The 18,495-nt window shown below is 65.4% G+C and carries 13 protein-coding genes and 9 pseudogenes; 13 read left to right on the top strand and 9 right to left on the bottom strand.

Translation table 11 applies throughout. The annotated features are described in order from the left end of the window. Nucleotides 1–47 precede the first annotated feature (47 nt). Nucleotides 48–593, bottom strand: a complete 546-nt coding sequence (locus tag OWR21_RS09640; RefSeq protein ID WP_332395086.1) for an ester cyclase — start codon at nt 591–593, stop codon at nt 48–50. A gap of 253 nt (nt 594–846) precedes the next feature. Between OWR21_RS09640 and OWR21_RS09645 the strand changes: the two genes are divergently transcribed. The 8 genes from OWR21_RS09645 (at nt 847) to OWR21_RS09680 (ending at nt 6,087) form a co-directional block, all read left to right on the top strand. Next, a complete protein-coding gene (locus OWR21_RS09645) occupies nt 847–1,167 on the top strand; it encodes a hypothetical protein (protein ID WP_332395087.1) in 321 nt (106 codons plus the stop codon). Beyond that, nucleotides 1,134–1,367: a hypothetical protein gene (locus OWR21_RS09650; RefSeq protein WP_332395088.1), complete on the top strand. Its 234-nt coding sequence runs from the start codon at nt 1,134–1,136 to the stop codon at nt 1,365–1,367. Before OWR21_RS09645 ends, OWR21_RS09650 begins: the two co-directional genes overlap by 34 nt. A 109-nt stretch (nt 1,368–1,476) precedes the next feature. Beyond that, nucleotides 1,477–2,247: an IclR family transcriptional regulator gene (locus OWR21_RS09655; RefSeq protein ID WP_316889914.1), complete on the top strand. Its 771-nt coding sequence runs from the start codon at nt 1,477–1,479 to the stop codon at nt 2,245–2,247. 60 nt (nt 2,248–2,307) lie between these two features. Further along, entirely contained in the window at nt 2,308–3,072 is a 765-nt protein-coding gene (locus OWR21_RS09660) for a glutamine ABC transporter substrate-binding protein (protein WP_332395089.1), read from the top strand. Nucleotides 3,073–3,090: 18 nt separating this feature from the next. Beyond that, on the top strand, nt 3,091–3,759 hold the full coding sequence (locus OWR21_RS09665) for an amino acid ABC transporter permease (RefSeq protein ID WP_147213372.1): 669 nt from the start codon (nt 3,091–3,093) through the stop codon (nt 3,757–3,759). Next, nucleotides 3,756–4,556 carry an amino acid ABC transporter ATP-binding protein gene (locus tag OWR21_RS09670; RefSeq protein WP_332395090.1) on the top strand — a complete coding sequence of 267 codons (801 nt, stop codon included), beginning with the start codon at nt 3,756–3,758 and terminating at the stop codon, nt 4,554–4,556. Before OWR21_RS09665 ends, OWR21_RS09670 begins: the two co-directional genes overlap by 4 nt. Beyond that, nucleotides 4,553–5,512, top strand: coding sequence for a formimidoylglutamase (gene hutG, locus OWR21_RS09675; protein ID WP_442968614.1), 960 nt, complete (start codon nt 4,553–4,555; stop codon nt 5,510–5,512). Before OWR21_RS09670 ends, hutG begins: the two co-directional genes overlap by 4 nt. Beyond that, nucleotides 5,509–6,087 (top strand): HutD/Ves family protein, encoded by a 579-nt coding sequence (locus OWR21_RS09680; protein ID WP_332395092.1) that lies wholly within the window; start codon nt 5,509–5,511, stop codon nt 6,085–6,087. The genes hutG and OWR21_RS09680 overlap by 4 nt, the downstream gene beginning before the upstream one ends. A 97-nt stretch (nt 6,088–6,184) precedes the next feature. On the opposite strand, the gene OWR21_RS09685 is transcribed toward OWR21_RS09680, so the two are convergent. Beyond that, nucleotides 6,185–6,469, bottom strand: coding sequence for an HU family DNA-binding protein (locus OWR21_RS09685; protein WP_003272088.1), 285 nt, complete (start codon nt 6,467–6,469; stop codon nt 6,185–6,187). A gap of 311 nt (nt 6,470–6,780) precedes the next feature. Between OWR21_RS09685 and OWR21_RS09690 the strand changes: the two are divergent. Further along, nucleotides 6,781–7,531: pseudogene (locus OWR21_RS09690) on the top strand (oxidoreductase). A gap of 49 nt (nt 7,532–7,580) precedes the next feature. Here the strand turns inward: OWR21_RS09690 and OWR21_RS09695 are convergent. Beyond that, a complete protein-coding gene (locus OWR21_RS09695) occupies nt 7,581–8,912 on the bottom strand; it encodes an MFS transporter (RefSeq protein ID WP_332395093.1) in 1,332 nt (443 codons plus the stop codon). Between the two features lie 195 nt (nt 8,913–9,107). Between OWR21_RS09695 and OWR21_RS09700 the strand changes: the two genes are divergently transcribed. Beyond that, on the top strand, nt 9,108–9,479 hold the full coding sequence (locus OWR21_RS09700; RefSeq protein WP_332395094.1) for a hypothetical protein: 372 nt from the start codon (nt 9,108–9,110) through the stop codon (nt 9,477–9,479). Nucleotides 9,480–9,632: 153 nt separating this feature from the next. After that, nucleotides 9,633–11,031: pseudogene (locus OWR21_RS09705) on the top strand (GntP family permease). A gap of 48 nt (nt 11,032–11,079) precedes the next feature. On the opposite strand, the gene OWR21_RS09710 reads toward OWR21_RS09705, so the two are convergent. The 5 genes and pseudogenes from OWR21_RS09710 to OWR21_RS09730 form a co-directional block, all read right to left on the bottom strand. Next, complete coding sequence (locus tag OWR21_RS09710) at nt 11,080–11,544, bottom strand: hypothetical protein (RefSeq protein WP_332395095.1); 465 nt, start codon at nt 11,542–11,544, stop codon at nt 11,080–11,082. Between the two features lie 167 nt (nt 11,545–11,711). Continuing rightward, nucleotides 11,712–12,478, bottom strand: a pseudogene (locus OWR21_RS09715) (sulfite exporter TauE/SafE family protein). A 64-nt stretch (nt 12,479–12,542) separates the two neighbouring features. After that, nucleotides 12,543–14,098: pseudogene (locus OWR21_RS09720) on the bottom strand (ABC transporter permease/substrate-binding protein). After that, a pseudogene (locus OWR21_RS09725) lies at nt 14,080–15,287 on the bottom strand (HD-GYP domain-containing protein). The pseudogenes OWR21_RS09720 and OWR21_RS09725 overlap by 19 nt, the downstream one beginning before the upstream one ends. Before the next feature lie 268 nt (nt 15,288–15,555). Further along, nucleotides 15,556–15,829, bottom strand: a pseudogene (locus OWR21_RS09730) (hypothetical protein). Between the two features lie 404 nt (nt 15,830–16,233). Here OWR21_RS09730 and OWR21_RS09735 point away from each other — a divergent pair. Further along, a pseudogene (locus OWR21_RS09735) lies at nt 16,234–17,036 on the top strand (hypothetical protein). Nucleotides 17,037–17,210: 174 nt separating this feature from the next. Continuing rightward, nucleotides 17,211–18,320, top strand: a pseudogene (gene tet, locus OWR21_RS09740) (Tet(A)/Tet(B)/Tet(C) family tetracycline efflux MFS transporter); the annotation flags it as partial. A 31-nt stretch (nt 18,321–18,351) separates the two neighbouring features. Here the strand turns inward: tet and OWR21_RS09745 are convergent. After that, nucleotides 18,352–18,495 (bottom strand): annotated as a pseudogene (locus OWR21_RS09745) (arogenate dehydratase); the annotation flags it as partial.

Consider the following 18,495-nt stretch of genomic DNA (forward strand, 5'->3'; position numbering starts at 1 on the left):
GGAGCGGGGAGCAGGGCTGTTAATGGGCGTTAATGAAGCCCTGAGGATTACGGTTGAAGGCCCATCTGCCGCAGCAGCGTCTGGTTGTCTTCCAGGTGCCAGTTTTCGGCGATCTTGCCGTCGGCAATGCGGTACAGGTCGAAGGCCTGGAAGTCGATCGGCTGATTCTGCCCGTGCGTGCGGCCGAACTCGCCGGTGAAGTGTCCGCGAAAGCGCAGGTGAACCGAGACGCGGTCGCCGGCGACGACCATGTCTTCGATCTCCACGCGCATGTCCGGCACAGCTGTGCGGAATGCCTTGGACGCATCGAGTGGGCCTTGCGTGCCCTGCACGCGCCCGGCGGGCAGTGTGCGGTCGACAAACGCAGGCGACAGCGCTTCCGTGGCATAGCGGGCATCGCCGGTATGCCAGAAGGTGGCGTAGCGGCGCGCAGCGAGCACGGCGGCTGCGGCCTGCGGCGTGTCCGCTGCGGCGACGTGGTCTGGGCGGATGAGGTCGGCATCGGACATTGACGCAGCCGCTGCCGGCGCGATGCCGATTGCAGTTGGCAGCGTCAGCACGGCGGCGGCAAGCAGGGCGGGGCGGATGAACATGGTGAAACTCCGTTGGGGTGGCAATGCGCTGCACTGTAGATTTCCAATCGCAGACGATAAAGGGCCTGTGAGTCGATCTGGTTTCAATCCGGATTTGATGATCGATTGCCATGCCGCTCCTCCGCACGAACGCAATCGAGCGCACGTGATAGTCGGTATCGCGCCCCCGCGGCGTTCGAATGGTCCGCGCCGCGCCAGGTTTTTCTAGACTGGCCTCTCATCGAACAGACACATAAAAACAAGGGAGGGGACGGTGGATCTGAGCCATATCCTGTCGCGCACGGAGCGCGGCACGCAGGAGCTGCAGACGCGCAGCGGGCACGTCACGCATCGGCAGCGGGCGATCCTGCTGCTGGTCAATGGCGAGCGCTGCGCGGCGGACATCCTGGCGCAGTTGAGCAGCGCCGGCCCCGATATCGAAGACCGCGCCGAAGACCTCGCGCGCCTGATTGCCGACGGCCATGTCGCAAGCCGCGCGCCCATCAAGACCGCGCCCAAGCCGCCCAAGCCGGTGCAGGCTGCGCCGTTGCGCCGCGCCACGTGCGGCAGGCCTCGATTGCCGACTGGCGCCTGAGCCAGGCCGGCGCCTTCTCCGCGTTGCAGCGCTATCTCGCCGAAGGTCCGGAAGCGCCCATCGACTTTCTCAATGGCCTGGCCGCACCGCTGTACGCCGCGCTGACGACCTGCCGCAGCGAGGCATCCGCCCACGCCGTCGTCGCGTTTCTGGAAGCGCGACTGGACGAAGGCGCCGGAAATGTGACCGATGCGTCCTAGGTGTAAATACCGAATTCGCGATGGTTTCCCGTTCAATGGGAATGTTGCGTTGATGGATTGAGAAAATCGTCGCATTCTCCGTTGCAACATCACTTGACGGAGTTTCGCGATGACCGAGCCGGGGGTGGCCCCTTCGCCAGCACAATCCGCTGCCGCCACGAGCGGATCGGACCGCGTGCTGATGGTGCTCGCCACCATCGCGCGCCACGGTCGCCCGGTCGCGGCGCGTGAGCTGGTCGAACTGACCGGCCTGCCGCAGAGCACGCTGTACCGCCAGGTGGCGATGCTCAAGCGCTGGGGCTTTGTGCTGGAATCGGCCGGCACCTATGCCCCGGGGCCGATCAGCCTGCAGCTCGCACTCGGTTTCGACCACGCCTCGCATCTTGTGCAGGAAGCGCGCATCGGCATGGCCAAGCTGGTGGCGGAGTCGGGCGAATCGGTGGGGCTGGTCGTGGCCGTGAAGGACCAGGCCGTCTGCCTGGAGATGGTCGAGAGCCAGCAGTCGCTGCGCTGCTCGTTCGAGAAAGGGCGCGGCGTGCCGCTGCTGGCCGGCGCCTCCGCCAAGTCGTTGCTCGCCTTCATGCCGCCCGCTGCGGCGCGCGCCATCCTCGCCGATCTGCTGGCCATCGATGCCGACACCCAGGCGCAACTGCAAGCTGAACTCTCCGACATTCGCGCCGCGGGCTATGCGCTGTCCGAAGGCGAGGTCGACCCCGGCGTCTGGGGCGTGAGCGTGCCGGTGTTCCGGCTGCCCGGCCACGCGCTCGGCTCCATCACGTTGATGGCGCCTGCAACGCGCGTGCGGGGCAAGGAGCAGCGCTTGATCGACATGACTGTTGCAGCGGCTGCCTCCATTTCTGCGCGGCTGCAGGATCTCTGAATTTTCGATTTTTCCGATTCTTTTTTCTCACCCCACATGCATCACACAAGGAGACCACTCATGGGGAATCGTCGTCGTTTCATGCATTCGATGCTGGCTTGTGCCGTGGCGTTTTCCGCTGCGGCGTCTTTCGCAACCGCCGCGCACGCTGCTGGGGAGCCGCCGCGCGTTGCTACCGACGCCACCTTCGCGCCGATGGAGTTTGTCGAAAACGGCAAGCGCACCGGCTTTGATGTGGACCTGATCGAAGCGCTGGCCCGCACCATGGGCCGTCCGGTCGAATGGACGGACATCGATTTCAAGGGCCTCGTGCCGGGCCTGATCTCGCGCCGCTTCGACGTGGCCATCTCGGGCATCTACATTACGGAAGAGCGCAAGAAGGTGGTCGACTTCACCGTGCCGTACTACCACGGCGGCCTGGTCGCGATGGTCAAGCAAGGCAACACGGCCATCAAGACGCCGGCGGATCTGAACGGCAAGAAGGTCAGCGTGCAGGTCGGTACCAAGTCGGTCAACTACCTGAAGGAAAACTATCCGAAGGTCGAGCGCGTGGAAGTCGAAAAGAACGAGCAGATGTTCAACCTCGTCGAGATCGGCCGCGCCGATGCCGCCGTCACGGGCCGCCCCGCTGCCGCGTACTACGTGAAGGCGCGTCCGGGCCTGCGCCTGGTCGAGCCCGCGCTGACCACAGAGGAATACGGCATCGCCGTGCGCCGCGATCAGCCTGAATTGACCAAGGCGCTGAACGCCGCGCTGGAGAAGATCAAGGCCGACGGCACGTACGACCAGATCGTCAAGAAGTGGTTTGGCGCCGCTGCCAAGTAACGACCGACGGACACGCTGATGGAACTGGATTTCTCTCCTGTCTGGGCCGGTTGGACGGACATCCTGCGCGGTGCGCTCGTCACGGTTGAGGTGACGGCCGCCGCGCTGGTGCTCGGCTGCGTGCTCGGCTTGCTGATCGGCATCGGGCGGTTGAACCCGCGCCGCCGATTCATCTACGGCATCTGCACGGTGTACGTAACGTTCATCCGTGGCACGCCGCTGCTGGTGCAGCTTTTTCTGCTGTTCTTCGGGCTGCCGCAGTTCGACATCCTGCTGCCGGCGTTTGTGTGCGGCGTGCTGGGGCTGGGCGTGTATTCGGGCGCGTATGTGTCGGAAATCGTGCGCGGCGCGATCCAGTCGGTGGATCGCGGGCAGATGGAGGCGGCGCGCTCGATCGGCATGTCGTCGGCGCAGTCGATGCGCGCGATCATCCTGCCGCAGGCCGTGGTGCGGATGATTCCGCCGCTGGGCAACGAGTTCATCGCACTGATCAAGAACTCGGCGCTGGTGTCGCTGCTGACGATTCACGACCTGATGCACGAAGGGCAGAAGATCATCAGCGTGTCGTATCGCTCGCTGGAGGTGTACCTGGCGATTGCGCTGGTGTATCTGGTGCTGACGAGTGCCGCCAGCTATCTGCTCCACCGCCTTGAACGCAACATCCGTGCGGGAGGCATGGTGCAATGAACATGACGAATGCGAAGCCGCAAACGCTGAAGTCCGCGCTGGATGTTCCCATGATCCAGATCCGCGGGCTCACCAAATCGTATGGCGATCACACCGTGCTCAAGGGCATCGACTTTGATGTCGACGCTTCGCAGGTGGTGGTCGTCATCGGCCCCAGCGGCTCGGGCAAGAGCACGTTCCTGCGCTGCTGCAACGGGCTTGAAACAGCCGAAGGCGGCACCATCGACATCTGCGGCAAGCGCCTGATCGACAACGGCAAGTTGCTGCCCGACGGCGAGTTGAACCGGCTGCGGCAGCAGGTCGGCATGGTGTTCCAGTCGTTCAACCTGTTCCCGCATCTTTCGGTGCTGCACAACGTCACCGTTGGCCCGCGCATGCTGAGTGGCAAGTCGAAGCACGAAGCGGAAACGGAAGCGCGCGAGCTGCTGCAGAAAGTGGGCCTGGCGCACAAGGCCGACGCGATGCCAGCAAGTCTGTCGGGCGGACAGAAACAACGCGTGGCCATTGCCCGCGCGCTGGCGATGCGGCCCAAGGTGATGCTATTCGACGAACCGACGTCTGCGCTTGATCCGGAACTCGTTGGCGAAGTGCTGCAAGTGATGAAGCTGCTCGCCAAGGAAGGCATGACGATGCTGGTCGTCACGCACGAGATGGGTTTCGCGCGCGAAGTGGCCGACGTGGTGGTGGTGATGGACGGCGGCGGCATCGTCGAAGCCGGGCCGCCGTCGGTCATCTTTGGTGAGCCCAAGGAAGCGCGCACGCGTTCGTTCCTGCAAGCGGTGCTGACACGCGCATGACGATGACTGAAGCTGCAACGTTCGAGGCATCCATCTGGCAGGGGCGTGACGACACCGGCGAACGCGGTGACGTCACGCGCCTGTTCCAGGTCGCGCAGTCGGCTGATGCGACGACATTGTCTGGCGTGCCCGCGCTGCTGGGTTTTGCGTGCGATGCGGGCGTGGTACGCAATCACGGCCGTGCGGGTGCGGCGCAGGGGCCGCGGGAAATTCGCCGTGCGTTGGCCAACGTGCCTGCGCATGGTCTGTCGGTGCTCGCCGATGCGGGCGATGTCACGTGTGAAGACGGCGATCTGGAACGCGCGCAAGCGGAACTCGGCGACGCCGTGTGCAAGCTGCTTGATGCCGGTGCGCGACCGGTCGTGCTCGGCGGCGGCCACGAGGTTGCCTTTGGCACCTATCAGGGGCTGCGCCAGCATTGGCAGAAGCAAGGCTGGCGCGGGCGCCTTGCGGTGGTCAATTTCGATGCGCATTTCGACTTGCGCACGAGCCGCCCCGGCAACTCCGGCACACCGTTCGACCAGATCGCCGAAGACCGCGCCGCGCACGGCATCGACCTGACGTATTGCTGCCTCGGTGTCAGCCGTCTGTCGAACACGCCCGCGCTGTTCGACCGCGCCGACGCACTGCACGCGCACTACGTTGAAGACACCGACGTACAGGAGCGGCACCTCGATGCGCGCATGGCCGATCTCGATGCGTGGCTGGCTGATGCCGATCATGTCTACCTGACCATCGACATGGATGTGCTGGCCGCCGCCGTGGCGCCTGGCGTGTCCGCGCCCGCGGCGTACGGCATCACGCTGCCGGTGCTCGAAGCCCTCGTGCAGCATGTCTGCGCCACCGGCAAGGTGCGCGTCGCGGACATCGCCGAGACCAACCCCGAATACGACCAGGACCGCCGCACCGTGCGCGTGGCGGCGCGTCTGGCGTATCACCTGTTGCGTCGCTCATGAAGCTGATTCCTGCAGATGCAATGCGCCGCATGCCGTGGAAGAACGGCGGCGGTGTCACGTCCGAAATCGCCATCGCGCCGGCGGGCGCCACGCTCGACAATTTCGACTGGCGCGTCAGCACCGCGCAGGTAGATGCGGCCGGGCCGTTCTCGCGCTTTGCCGGTATTGACCGCTCATTGGCGGTGATTGCGGGCGGCCGGCTGACGATGCATCGCCCCGATGCCGAGGCGGTGACGCTGGCGCCCGGCGAAGCGCCCGCGCGCTTTCCCGGTGAAGCCGATGTGCACGCCACGCTGGATGCGCCGCTGTCGGATTTCAACGTGATGACGCGGCGCGACGCCTGGGCACATCACGCCGAGGCCATCGCGCTGGCGGCCGGTGAGCGTCGATCGCTGCCGCGCCTCCATCGGGGCATGCAATGGCTGGTGTATTGCGTGCACGGCGTATTGTCGATCGGCGTTGACGATATCCCGCAGGGCGCCGCGGCATGGCTCGATGCAGAGGGCGATGCCGATACGCTTGTCGCGCGTGTCGGTTCGGTCGGTTACCTCGTGGGCTTGTGGCCGGTCGCCTGACCTTGCGCCACATCAAACGCGTCAAAGAAAAGGGACCCCGTAGGGTCCCTTGCAAGTCTCCCGGCCAGGCACGCATGCCAAGCTCGGCAGAAGACTCTTACTTCTTCTTGTTCACGGCGTCCTTGAAGCCCTTGCCAGCCGTGAACTTCACGGTCTTGGTTGCCGGGATCTTGATGGCTTCGCCCGTGCGCGGGTTGCGGCCGGTGCGTGCAGCACGCTTGCCCGACGAGAACGAACCGAAGCCAACCAGCGTGATGGTGCCGCCCTTGGCGACGGTCTTCTTGATGTTTTCCAGCGCGGAGTTCAGCGCGCGCTCGGCGGCGGCGTTGCTCAGTTCAGCGTCTTTCGCAATGGCGGCTACGAGTTCGGATTTGGTCGTCATGTCAGTTCCCCACTTCAGGTTTGTTGGACAGCGTTGTACTGCGACCCGTTTTATATCACCGTTGCGAAGGGTTGCACATCCCCTAACTGCAAGGGTTTGCGGGCCGTTGCTTGCAGCCGACACTTGCCCCGCCTGGGTTTGCGGGCTGCTATCCGGGAAACACCTGATATCGACGGGGTTTGTTTGCATTTCCGCCAGCGTTGCACGCACCGGAAACGCACCGAAAGCGCGCAGCCAGCGCTGCAGAAAACCGGCTCCGCGGACGCCGTACACTGCACTTCCGAGCCCGTGAAAACTTCATGGAGAACATCATGTCGAGTTCGCAAATGCCTGTCGGACAAGGCTTCGCGGTCCACGGCGCAGCGCTGGAGCAGCCGCGCGGGCCGTCCGTTCTGGTGGCCGGCGCCAACGGACTTGTGGGCCGGGCAGTGGTGCGTCGTCTCGTCACGCAGCCCTGGGCGGGGAGCGTGACCGCGCTCGTACGGCGGCGCGGGGCCTTGACAGCAGGGCCGGCGATGCCCGGTCGATTGCGCGAATGCGTGGTGGATTTCGATCGCCTCGATGCACCGGAAACGCAGTCGGCGTTTGCCGTCGATATCGTCATGTGCGCGCTCGGCACGACCATCCGGCAGGCCGGTTCCCAGGCGGCATTCCGACGCGTTGATGTCGAGTATCCGGTGGAACTGGCGCGGCGCGTTTGCCGCCGGCGCGCATCATTTTCTGCTGGTGAGTGCGTTGGGCGCCGATGCGCGCTCGCGCGTCTTCTACAACCGCTGCAAGGGCGAGGTGGAGGCAGAAATCCTGTCGATCGGCTTTCCGTCGGTGACGGTGGTCCGGCCTTCGCTGCTGCTCGGCACGCGCGCAGAATTCCGGCTCGGTGAACGCGTTGCGCAGGGCCTGTCGCGCGCAATCGGATGGATGGTGCCCAGGACGTGGCGGCCGGTGTCGGCGGAATCGGTGGCGGCTGCACTCGTCACCGCGGCGCGGGTGGATGCGCCGGGTGTTCGGGTGCTGGAGAACGCGGCATTGCTGGGCGCAGAAGACGAACGGCCGGTGGGATGATCCACCGGCCGTTCTTCGGTCTTGTTTCGCCTGGGTCTATTTCAGGCGATTACTTTTCGATCGGCTTGCCCGTGCGGTCATGCATCAGCGACAGCGCAAACACGCTGATGATGGCAGCGGCCATCACGTAGTACGACGGCGCCAGCTTGCTGCCGGAACTCGCAATCAACCACGTCACGATCAGCGGGGCAAAGCCGCCGAAGATGGTGACCGCCAGGTTGTACGAGATCGACAGGCCGGTGGAGCGCACCGCCGTCGGGAACTGCTCGGCAAGCACGGCGGGGGCGGGGCCCGTGAACGCCGCCAGCAACACACCCAGGATCACCTGCACTTGCAGCAGCGTCTGCACCGTAGGGTGGACGTTGAGCCAGTGGAAGAGCGGATACGCCGCAGCAGCGATGATGAGCGCCACCGTGCCGAGCATGCGCTTGCGGCCGATGCGGTCGGACAGCGTGCCCATGAGCGGGCACAGCACGAAGATGATCGCGCCGCACAGCGCCGTCGACTGGAACGTCGCGCCCAGCGGTAGGCCAAGTTGCTGCTTCGCATACGTCGGCATGTAGAACACCAGCGTGTAGGTGCAGACCGTCCAGAGAATCGTCACGCCCAGGCCGCCGAGCACTTCGCGCGGATGATCGCGCAGCACTTGCGACAGCGGTGCCAGGCGCGACTCCTTCGCGGCCTTTTCCTTCTGCGCTTCGAACGCGGGCGGCTCGTGCAGATGCGAGCGGATGTACATGCCGACCGGCCCGATCAACAGGCCGAACAGGAACGGAATGCGCCAGCCCCATGCATCGATCTGCTCGGGCGACAGGCCATTCGTGACGATCGCGCCCATGGCGGCACCCAGGATGAACGAGATGCCCTGGCTCGCCTGCTGCCAGCTCGCAAAATAGCCGCGCCTTTCGTCTGGTGAATACTCGATCAGGAACGCCGTGGCGCCCCCGACTTCACCGCCGGCCGAGAAGCCCTGGATGAGTCGTGCGATCACGATGAGAATGGGCGCGCCGATACCGATTTGCGCGTACGTCGGCGCGAGGCCGATGATGGCCGTGCCGATCGCCATCAGCATGATGGTGAGCGTGAGCGCAGCCTTGCGCCCCACGCGGTCGGCGTAGATGCCGAGCACGACGGCACCGACCGGCCGCATGAAGAACCCCACGCCAAACGTGGCGACCGTCAGCATGAACGAGGTGAAGTCATTGCCGGTGGGGAAGAACAGCTTGGCGATGATGACGGCGAAAAAGCTGTAGACCGTGAAGTCGAACCATTCGAGGCCGTTGCCGATGGTGGCGGCGATGATGGCCTTGCGTCGGGTGGCCGCAGAGATGGCCGGTGCGGGTGCCCGATCGCCGTGGGTGGGCGCTGCCGTGGCTTGCATGGATGTGTCCTCCAGTGTTTTGTGGGCATCGCCTGCCTCGATCTCTCCCCAGCGCGGGCGGCGAAGCGGTCATGGTAAGTGATCCGGCAAGGATTTGCTGCGGCGCGGTATACGAAGTCGTTGGAATTGAGTCAGCCGAACATGGTCGAAGGCATATTCGAAACGCATATGCACATGCATCCAACGGAGCACATCATGGGCCGCGCATCGCAACCTGGCCGCCGTGCCGCCATCCTGCCGGGCGCGCTCGCCGCGACTGCGCTCCTCTTGCTGGGCGGCTGCGTGGTCGCACCGTATTACGACGCCTACGGCAACCCGATCGCCCCGACAGCCGTGGCGCCTGCGCCAGTGGCAACGTATCCGTCGTATCCATACGATCCCTATTACTACTATGGGCCGGCCTATTACCCGGCACCGGTTTACCCGGCGCCCGTGTTCGGCAGCGTGTGGATCGGCGGCGGCGGGTGCTGGGGCTGCCACCGTGGCTGGGGTGGCCGCGGCTGGGGCGGGCGCGGCTGGGGCGGGCGCGGCTGGGGACATGGCGGGGGCTGGGGGCACCGTCATTGAATCGTCATCGTCGACGTGACGAAGACGCCCATCCGGCGCCGATGAACGCCAGTTCCGCCGGCAGTTCAATACGCGTGATTGCGTAACGGCATCTGTTGCATCGCGACATACAATCCTTCGCTCTTAAAAGAAAAGCATGCGAGGAGATTGTCGATGTCCGTCATCATCGTGCTGGCTGCGCTGGCATTTCTGATGTTCGCCGCGTATCGCGGCTACAGCGTCATCCTGTTTGCACCACTGGCCGCCCTCGGCGCGGTGCTGCTGACCGATCCATCGGCCGTGGCGCCGGTGTTCTCCGGCATCTTCATGGAGAAGATGGTCGGCTTCGTCAAACTGTATTTCCCGGTGTTCCTGCTCGGTGCCGTGTTCGGCAAGGTGATCGAGCTGTCGGGCTTTTCGCTCGATCGTCGCGTCGGTCATCCGCGTGGTGGGAGCCAAGCGGGCAATGCTTTCCATCGTGCTGGTGTGTGCGCTGCTGACGTACGGCGGTGTGTCGCTGTTCGTGGTGGTGTTTGCGGTGTACCCGTTTGCGGCGGAGATGTTCCGCCAGGGCAATATCCCCAAGCGCCTCATCCCGGGCACCATCGCGCTGGGCGCGTTTTCGTTCACGATGGATTCGCTGCCCGGCACGCCGCAGATCCAGAACATCATCCCGACCACGTTCTTCCACACCACGTCTTGGGCGGCGCCGTGGCTGGGTACCATCGGCGCGCTGTTCATCATCGTGGTGGGCATGGCGTACCTGGAATGGCGCCGCCGCGTCGCGCTGCGCAATGGCCACGGTTACGACCACGGCCTCACCAAGCTGGTGAACGAGCCCGAGACGGCCGAGACCGGTGCGCTCGCGCATCCGCTCGTCGCGCTGTCGCCGCTGGTGCTGGTGGGCGTGATGAACTTGTTGTTCACGCGCTGGATTCCGACGTGGTACGGCAAGGTCGTGACCGTTGCCTTGCCGGGTTTGCCCAAGCCGCTCACCGTTGAAGCCGACAAGCTGACCGCGATCTGGGCCGTGGAGGCCGCGCTGTTGATCGGCATCATCGTGGTGCTCGTGTTTGGCTTCCGCGCTGTGAAAGACCGTTTTGCCGAAGGCAGCAAGGCGGCGGTGTCTGGCGCGCTGCTGGCCGCGATGAACACCGCTTCGGAATACGGCTTCGGTGGTGTGATTGCCGCGTTGCCGGGTTTCCTGGTGCTCGCCGATGGCCTGCGCGCGATTCCGAATCCGCTCGTCAATGAAGCGGTGACGGTGAGCACGCTTGCAGGCATCACGGGTTCCGCCTCGGGCGGCATGAGCATTGCGCTGGCGGCAATGGCCGATCAGTTCGTGCAGGCCGCGCAGGCGACGGGCATTCCGATGGAGGTGCTGCACCGCGTGGCGGCGATGGCCTCGGGCGGCATGGACACGCTGCCGCACAACGGCGCCGTGATCACGCTGCTGGCCGTGACGGGCCTGACGCACCGCGAGGCGTATCGCGATGTGTTCTGCGTGACGATCATCAAGACGCTGGCGGTGTTCTTCGTGATTGCCGTGTTCTACGCCACCGGCATCGTTTGACGCAGACGCTGCCGCAATGAAAAAGCCGACGCGCAAACGTCGGCTTTTTCATGGGCGGATACGGTTATTGCATGCTGCCCGCGGCGTCGGGCGACGCTCGCGGCAGACGCGCTGGGCTTCACCCACCAGCGAATCGCACTGGTTCGCGCGGCGCGACCAGAATGCGCGGTCTGACGACGACTCCGCCGTTGCCGTGCCTTTCCCCTTGCCGTGGCGGTGCGTGACGTGCTTGTCGACCCACTTGTCGGTCTTCACATGCGCGCGGTGGACCTTCTGCTTGAGCGTGCCGGGCGTGGCTTCCGGTTGCGCACCGGTGGCGTTGTTGTGATAGCCGGGGTTGGCAGCGGCGTCGGCGTTGCGCTGAACCTGGGTGCGCGGGCCCTCCATGGGGCTGTCGACGCCCGTCACTGCGCTGTGATCCTTCTGCTGGGCCTGCGCGGGCGCCGCGCCGATCCACGCACAGGCGGCCACGGCGATCGCTGCGGCCAGACTCGACATCTTGCGTGCTTGCATGCTCGTTCTCCTTGTTGTGAAACGGGGTCGACTTCATGGCACGCATGCCGCGTGCCACGACGTGCATCCCGAACGTCACAATAGGAAAGCGTCAACCCGGCAGACAGTAGGCGCAGGCTGAACCGCCTGTCGGACAAACGCTGTCAAGCCGCCATCGGATAGCGCATTCAGGCGCGCATGAACAGCCAGACCGTCAGGATGATCCCGACGATGACGACGAAGCCGCGCAGCACTTTTCCGGCAGCCGGTGCAGCAGCCATGCGCCGGCAAATCCGCCTGCGATGCCGCCAATGCCCAACGCCACCACGGCCGCCCAGTTCACCTGCGGCGAGAACGCAAACACTGCCACGGCCGATGCATTCATCGTCATGGCGAGCACGTTCTTGGTCGCGCCCGCCATGCGCACCTGCTGACCGGCCACCGTCAGCGCGGCCAGCATCAGGAAGCCGATGCCGCCGCCGAAGTAGCCGCCGTAAATTGCAATCGCAAATTGAGCGGTCGCCAGCGTGGCAGTCGACATGCCGGAGGCCGCGTGCAGCGGTTTGCGGCGGAAGCTGCCCCACGCAAACACGCTCGTCGCAAACAGCACGAGATACGGCACCAGCTTGGCGAAGAACGACGGCGGGGTCGCCAGCAGCAACAGCGCGCCGAGCACACCGCCCACCAGACTGATGACGATGAGTTGCTTGAGCGAGAGGTGGCGCTCGCCGGCATCGACGCCGCCGGCCAGTTTGCGCCCGGCAATCGACGAGGTGATCTGGCTGGGGAACAGCGCGATCGTCGAGGTTATGTTGGCCCCTAGCGGGTTGAGCCCCGCCAGCAGCAAGGCCGGAAACGTGATGAACGATCCGCCGCCCGCAAGGGCATTCTGGGCGCCGGCATAAACGCCGGCCGCCGCGACGAGCAGGGCGGTGGAAAACGGGAGCGTGGTCATAGATGGGGTGAGCAGCGCGGCTGGAATGACCGCGATGGTAATGGAACGCCCGCGCGTGTGCTCGTCAGCGGGGTGGGGTGTCGCTGCCGTGCCGGCGCAGCCACCATTCGGCCGCCTCAAACGCGCCCTGCACGAGCAGCGCCAGCACTGCTGCGGGGATGGCGCCTGCAAGCAGCGTTGCGCTGTCGTTGAGAGCGAGCCCGGTGGCGATGCGCTCGCCATAGCCGCCGGCGCCGATGAACGCGGCGATGGTCGCCGTGCCCACGCTGATGACCGCCGCGGTTTTGACGCCGGCCAGGATGACCGGCAGCGCCAGCGGCAGATCGACCACGCGCGTGCGTTGCGACGGCGTGAAGCCCAGCGCTAACGCCGCATCGCGCAGGCCGTCGGGCACCTGCTCCAATCCGACGATCGTGTTGCGCACGATCGGCAGCAGCGCATAGACCGCCAGCGCAATCAGCGCCGGCACCACGCCAATCGACCCGACAATGGGGATGAGCATCGCCAGCAGCGCCAGCGACGGAATCGTCTGCAGCACGCCCACCACCGCAAGAATCGGCTGCTTGATCCGGCGACGCGCGGCCATCAGGCCCAGCGGCACGCCGAGCAGCACGGCAACGCCGGTGGAAATACCGACCAGCATGAGATGCCGCTGCGTGAGCCGTCCCAAGCCGTCCGTCAGCCGAGCGAAGAACGCACGCGCCGGGGTGGCAGCCGGCACATCGCCATGCCCCGCGAGAAATTGCCGCGCTGCTTGCGAGAACGACTGGCCTTCGAGTTCGACCGCCGCATTCATCGCCACCATGTCGTCGCGCTGGATGCGTCCGGCGAGTGTGTTGATCGCCTGCCATTGCGCCGGATGCCGCTGCGCAACGTCGGCGCGGTACAGCAGCACGGCGTCGTAGCGCGGGAAGACGTGCGCCGGGTCGTCGAGCACACGCAGGTGTTCGCGGCGGATCTTCGCGTCGGTGGAGTAGATGTCGATCACGTCGACCTGATTGGCGCGCAGCGCATCGTAGGCAACGCCGTGGTCGAGGCCTGTCGGGTGCTGCGGCAATTTGTAGTGCTGCGTAATCGCTGGCCAACCATCGGCGCGACCGAGAAATTCGTGCGACAGGCCAAGCCGCAGCGTCGGATGCGTGGCAAGGTCGGCCAGCGTGCGGATGTGTTCGCGCTCCGCATCGGCGTCCCGCATGGCCAGCGCGTAGGTGTCTTCAAAGCCGAGCGGCACGCCGGCCGCCAGGCCCATCGGCGCCAGGCCGCGGTTGACGTCGGCCAGCAGCGCGGCTTGATTGGGATTGGCTGCCTGCTCGGCGGGCAGGTGCAGGATTTCAGCGGCGATGGTGCCGAGGTAATCCGGATAGACGTCGATGCTGCCGTTCTTGAGCGCGGCAAAGACGATGGCGGTGTTGCCCAGGCCCGGCACGTGTTCGGCGGGGCCGCGCGAGTTTGCCGTCTGCGTGAGGATTTCGCCCAGCACGTACGACTCGGTGAAGCGTTTGGAGCCGATCCGAGAGGGGAATCGGCGAGGGCCGAAGTGCTGCACGCCAGCCAGCCCACCGCAAGCCATGCCAGCAGGCGCCGGAGAAAGGGATGACGGATCAGTCGCCGTGTATCCAAAGTTCGTTGAGGTCGGTCAGGCCCCAGTCGCGGGGTTCTTCTCGCGAGACGATCTGGTCGCCGGTCTGCGCCAGGTCGATGAGTTCGGGCGCAATCCGTGTGCCCGACGATATCGAGAAGAATACCTTGACCGTGGGCGTGAGCAACGCGCCCGGCGCATGCCGCATGACCACCGCCAGCCGGCCGGAGCGCAGCCGGACCAGCGAGCCCACCGGATAGATGCCCACGCTCTTGACGAAGGCGTTGAACACCATCGGGTCGAAATGGTTGCCGCGCCATTCGACCATGCGCTGCACCGCGTAGGCGGCTTCCCACGCTTTTTTGTACGGGCGGTCGGACGTGACGGCGTCATATACGTCGCAGATGGCGCCCATGCGCGCAAACAGCGAGATGCTTCGCCGGCCAGCTTGTGCGGATAACCGGTGCCGTCCATGCGCTCGTGGTGGTGCAGGCACACGTCGAGGGCGATGTCGCGCATGCTGCTGTCGCCGGCCAGGATGTCGTGCCCCGCCTGCGGGTGGACGATCACGTGGCGGAATTCAGCGTCGGTCAGCGCCCCGGGCTTGTTCAATACTTCGGGCGGAATCGCGATCTTGCCGATGTCGTGCAGCAGGCCGGCAAGACCGGCGTCGCGGACTTCGTCATCGGACAGTCCCAGCTGTCGGCCCAGCGCCACCATGAGCGCGCACACGGCCACGGAATGCAGGAACGTATAGCGATCTTTCGCTTTCAGTCGCACGAGGCTGGTCAGCGCGCTGGGGTGCCGGTCGACCGAGCCGGAAATGGCCTCCACCAGCGGCAATGCGTCGCGCGCTTCGATCGTGCGGCCCATGCGCGCATCGGCAAACATGGCCTGCACGGCCACCTCCGCTTTGCAGATGAGGCGGGCGGCATGGCGCATTTCTTCCGCATGCGTGATGGCGCGGGGCGCAATGCTGGCGTCGGCCGAGCAGGCGGGCGGCGCCGGCATTTCCGGGGCCGGAGGTGCCGCATTGGCGGCGGCCACGTCGGTGCCGCGCGTGGTGTCGATCCACACTTCTCGCACGCCGCTGGCGCGCAGGCGCTGCAGCTGGGCGGCATCCTCCACGCGAAAGCGGGCGCGCCAGAACGGATGGTCCAGCCACGAGCCGACAAATTCGTCGAGGTACATGCCCACCCGCAGGTGTTCGATGGCGATGCGTTTGCGCATGTTGATGTTCAGAGATCAGTCCGCGGCGAGGCCCGTCTTTGCGCAACGGGTCCGGGAAGGCTGCCCGCCAATGGATCCATTCTCTTTTATCGGACGCGAGGCCCGGCGCCTTGAGGGGAGAAGTCCGGGCTCGCAATGTGAAATCTGCGGGTGTAGGCGAAAAAAGCGGCCAGAAGGCCGCCTCGGTAAAGCCGGTGCCGGTGCCAACTGGGGCACACGGCATCGGGGAGGAGAGTGATACGGGTGATGCTGACAGCAGGTCGACGACTTATTGGCCGTCGCTGAACGGGTCAGCCTTGCCGACCAGGGCGCCGTCGGTGTACGGATCAGCCTTGCGCAGCGCGCCATCGGGTATACGGGTCGGCCTTGCGCACGGCGCCGTCGGTGTAGACGTCAGCCTTGCGGGCGCCGTCGGTATAGGGATCAGCCTTGGTCACGGCTTGGCCGTTGGTGTACGGGTCTTGGCTTTGCACGCCGGCAGCGAAGGCGGGAACAGCGGCAACAGCGATCAACGAGGCGAGAATCAGGTTCTTGGTCTTCATGATGGACTCCACAACAGGGGTGAGCATTGCCGCAGGGCAGCTTCGCTGCGGTGCGGTAACGCGATGGCATAAGCTTAGTCGTTGCTCAGAGGGTAAAAAAGCAGTTCTATTAAACTCTTTGTTCAAAAAAGAAGAACAATTGTGACCCCTCAAGCACCGCGATCTGCACATAAGTCATTGAATTGAAATGAAAATGTGGGATGCGGGATAACCCTTAATGCGAAGGTGTGACGGCTGGCGCGGCAAAAAATTCCTGCCTTGACGCGCCGGGATTGTTGCGTCGCATTACAGACACCGGGATTCCCCTCCCCCAACCCCCCATGTGGCGGCTAAACATTCGGCGTGGATGGTCGTTGATGCAGGTACGGGCGGCGTTTTCCGCCCCTTGCAGCAGGAAGGTCATCATGTCCATCACCACCGCTTCCATCGCCCGTTTCGAGATTGACGGCGTCGCTTATCAGGCGAGGCTGTTTGCCATGCCGTTCCACGTGCCTGAAAACGGCCGCGTGCGCGCACATGCGATCGGGCGTCCGGACATGCCGTTCAGCGGTGTGCACGTGCTCGCCGGATGGCTGAAAGAGCGCGTGTTGCCCGAAGGCGTGGGCCTGGTGATGGCCGATCGCCTGTTCTCGCACGGTGCGGTGGAGCAGTGGTCGGGCGCCGACGGCGCGCGCGCCAGGTGCTGTCGCAAGTGGCGCTTGGCAGCAAGAGCAGCCATCGCCTGTGGCGTAACACCGTGGCGGGTGGTTTCCGCGACGAGACCGCGTTCTTCCTGGGCGCCGCCTTTGTGCAGACCGACGCCGCCGTCGACGACATCCGCCTGCTGGGCGACCTGATTCCGGCGGCCGAGTGGTCAAGCGTGGCCGATGCCGCCTCGACGATGATGGGGCTGCACCTGTATCGCCCCGACGAGCCCGAAACGCTGGTCAGTTGCGCGCTGCTGGCGCCGTCCTGGACGGAAGCCGCCGTGGAGCGCGCCGATGGCTACCGCGCGCTCACGCTGCTGCATTCCTTTACCGAAGACGATGAGGTCATCCACGTCGACATCGAACTGCTGCCGCCGGGCCAGGTGGTGCTGCAAGTGGAGTCGTGCTCGACGCGTTTTTCCGCGCGCTTCGACCCGGCGCTCCTGGGCCGCGACATGACCGATGCATTGCTGCGCGACGCGCTCGCTCTGCAACACGGCGATCGGAGCAGCCTCCACTAAGCTTGCCGGCGGCTTTCGCTGGAGCGTTGCACGACGCTACAAGTCGCTGCACGGCGCGCACTTCCACGGCATCATCTCGGCTTTCTGTTTTCGAAGCGCTGCCGCCCCGACGGGCGCGCAGCGTATTCGCATGCCTGCTTTGCCGTCATCCTCTTCACGCTGACGCTCGATGCCATGGGCCTCGGGCTGATCCTGCCCATCCTGCCGAGCCTGCTGCGCGAGCTGGATCACACGGGCGACATCGCATTCGAATTCGGCCTGCTCATCGCGGCGTACGCGGCGATGCAGTTTGTCTTTGCGCCGATCCTTGGTGCGCTGGCGGACCGTTACGGGCGCCGGCCGGTGCTGCTGGTGTCGCTGGCGGGCGCGGCGGTCGATTACCTCGTCATGGCACTGTCGCCGCATGCGTGGGTCCTGTACGTCGGCCGCGTGGTGGCGGGCATCACCGGTGCCAACTATGCGGTGGCGACGGCGTACATCGCCGACATCACCGCGCCGGCCGATCGCGCGCGCCGTTACGGGCTGATGAACGCGTGCTTCGGCCTCGGGTTCATCGCCGGGCCGGCGTTGGGCGGGCTGCTCGGCGACTGGTGGCTGCGTGCGCCGTTCCTGCTGGCGGCGGCGCTCAATGGCGTCAATTTTTTGGTGGCGTGCTTCGCGTTGCCGGAATCGCGCCGCGCTGAACGGGCGCCGTTTGCCTGGCGTGCGCTGCTGCCCGTGCAATCGCTGCGCCGTGTGGCGCGTGTACCGACGCTGTTGCCGTTGCTGGCTGTGCTGGCCATCATCGAAATCGTTGGGCAGATTCCGCAAACGCTGTGGGTCATTCACGGCGAAGCGCACTTCGGTTGGGACACGCGCGCCGCCGGCTTGTCACTGGCGGCTTACGGGCTGATGCATGCGCTGGCGCAGGCATTCCTGACCGGGCCGATTTCCCGCGCGCTGGGTGAGCGCCGCGCCGTCGTGGCGAGCGTGATGATGGATGTCGCGGGCTTTGCGGCGATGGCGTGGATCAGCGCCGGTTGGATGGTCTATCCGACCATGGTGCTGCTGTGCATGGCCGAGATCGGCATGCCTGCGCTGCAGGCGATGCTCTCGCGCCAGGTGGGCGAGCATGAGCAGGGCGAATTGCAGGGCGCGCTGGCCAGCCTCGCCAGCGTGGCCGCCATGATCGGGCCGCTGGCGGCCACAGCGTTTTATGCGTTGACAGCGCCGGTGTGGTCCGGCGCGGTCTGGCTGATGGGCGCGCTGCTGAACGGCGCATGCCTCATGTTGCTGATGGGCGGCGCAGCCAGGCGCCGCCCGGACATAGCGCCGTTTACTTGGCCGCAGCATTCCACGGATACGCCAGCCACGCATCGAAGCGCTTGGCGAACTCCCGCTCTCTGCGGTCTGCCGCAGCCACTGGTCGACGAAGTTCTTGAACACCACGTCGCGCGGCAGCAGGTAGGCCTTTTCGGAG

The sequence above is a fragment of the Ralstonia sp. 1B3 genome, from assembly GCF_036631435.1.